This window comes from Planococcus sp. CAU13, from assembly GCF_000775575.1.
GTDB lineage: Bacteria > Bacillota > Bacilli > Bacillales_A > Planococcaceae > Planococcus.
This window is the reverse complement of record NZ_JRGN01000016.1, coordinates 1-1687: the sequence shown is the minus strand read 5'-3', so window position 1 is coordinate 1687 and position 1687 is coordinate 1. Positions and strand designations below refer to the sequence as shown.

Here is a 1687-nt window from a genome sequence, read left to right as displayed (position 1 = left end):
GCGATGCAGGAGCACATCTTTGCCCTTCGCAACCTGCCGTTTCATTCTGGATCCGTGCAGCAATGAAGTGTTCCCTTTTCACTCAATGGAAAAATTAAAGACATCTCTTTATAGAAGACAATCTGAGATATGGAGCAAAACACCGAAGACTGCCAGGGGAGTTAGCTCAGCGCGAGCCCCCAGGAAAACGAAGCTGTGTTGCGCCATATCGGTTTAAATTTTATAAAGCTAAACTCCAATCCATATTCTTGCAGCGGATAACAGCGCGTGGTATTATTTATTTAATATCTCGAATTCGAGACAATTAGGGGAGGCATTCATTATGAAATTGGAAGGCATACACCACGTTTCTGCGATTACTGCCAACGCGGACAAAAACCATAATTTCTTTACACGGATTCTCGGCATGCGCCTTGTGAAAAAGAGCGTCAACCAGGATTCGACATCATCCTATCATCTATTCTACGCAGACGCTGTGGGAACACCGGGAACAGATATGACTTATTTCGATATTCCGATGGCCGGCCGCACCTATCCTGGGGTTTCCAGCATAAGCAATACTTCTTTCCGGGTAAAAAGTGAAGAAGCGCTGCAGTATTGGCTCCGCCGCTTTGAAGAATTTGGCGTGCCCCACGAAGAAATAAAAATCCGCTTCAACCGCCAGACTCTGGCTTTTGAGGACTTTGAAGGATCCCGCCTGATGCTGACTGTTGATGACGGAACAGGCATCGAATATGGAATTCCCTGGACAAAAGCCGGGATTCCGGAAGAATACGCCATTGTCGGTTTGGGAAATGTCCGTTTGACGGTCCGCAAAAAAGACCGCACTGCAAACGTATTGACGGAAATTATGGGATTTGAGCCGATTGGCTCTTATTCATCGGAAATTGAAGGAATGGACGATATTTTTGTTTATTCAACAGGAAAAGGCGGCCCTGCCGGCGAAGTACACATAGAAGAGCGACCGGATCTTCCGCCGGAACGGCCTGGCCGCGGCAGTGTGCATCACGTGGCATTCCGCATCAAGACTTATGAAGAATACAGCAAATGGAACAGCTATCTTCGTGAAAATGGATTTATGACTTCAGGGGAAGTGGACCGCTATTACTTCAAAGCCATCTATTTCCGTGAGCCGAACGGCATTCTTTTCGAATTGTCCACGGATGAACCTGGCTTTGCGACAGATGAACCAATGGAAAACCTGGGAGAGAAATTGGCTTTGCCGCCATTCCTTGAGCCTAAACGGGCTGAAATTGAGGCATCATTGCGTCCATTGAATATCAATAAACATTAATCGAGGAGGATGAAGGATGGATTTCAAACTGGTGGAACTGGGGCAGGAAGAATTTGCTTTCCGCAATGAAGACGATGGAACGGTCAATGCGGAAATCACCTGGACCCAAATGGCCGATGTGATGGTCGTGGAACATACCTATGTGAATGAAAGCATGCGCAATCAGGGGATCGCAAAGAAGCTGGTGGACCAGGCAGCGGAGTATGCGCGTGAAAATAATTATAAAATAGAGCCGGTTTGTTCGTATGTGGCCGCGGTATTTGAACGTTCTGCTGAATACGATGATTTAAAAGCCTAGAAAGAAAAGCGACAGCGGGAGATAGACCCAACTCGTTTGGCCTATCTCTTGCGACGAAGCAGCGTAGCGATGCAACGCCCTTTCATGTCTCGAAG

At 47.2% G+C, this 1687-nt stretch carries 2 protein-coding genes; both read left to right on the top strand.

Going from position 1 to position 1687, the window contains the following annotated elements; all coding sequences use genetic code 11:
- Positions 1 to 322: 322 nt before the first annotated feature.
- A complete protein-coding gene (locus KW93_RS00510; RefSeq protein ID WP_033540992.1) occupies positions 323 to 1294 on the top strand; it encodes a ring-cleaving dioxygenase in 972 nt (323 codons plus the stop codon).
- Between the two features lie 16 nt (positions 1295 to 1310).
- Positions 1311 to 1592 (top strand): GNAT family N-acetyltransferase, encoded by a 282-nt coding sequence (locus KW93_RS00505; protein ID WP_033540991.1) that lies wholly within the window; start codon positions 1311 to 1313, stop codon positions 1590 to 1592.
- The last annotated feature ends 95 nt before the right edge of the window (positions 1593 to 1687 follow it).

What these genes read in the sequence shown, in the direction of transcription:
- KW93_RS00510 (WP_033540992.1), top strand. Translation starts at nt 323, where the DNA reads ATGAAATTGGAAGGCATACACCACGTTTCTGCGATTACTGCCAACGCG.
- KW93_RS00505 (WP_033540991.1), top strand. Translation starts at nt 1,311, where the DNA reads ATGGATTTCAAACTGGTGGAACTGGGGCAGGAAGAATTTGCTTTCCGC.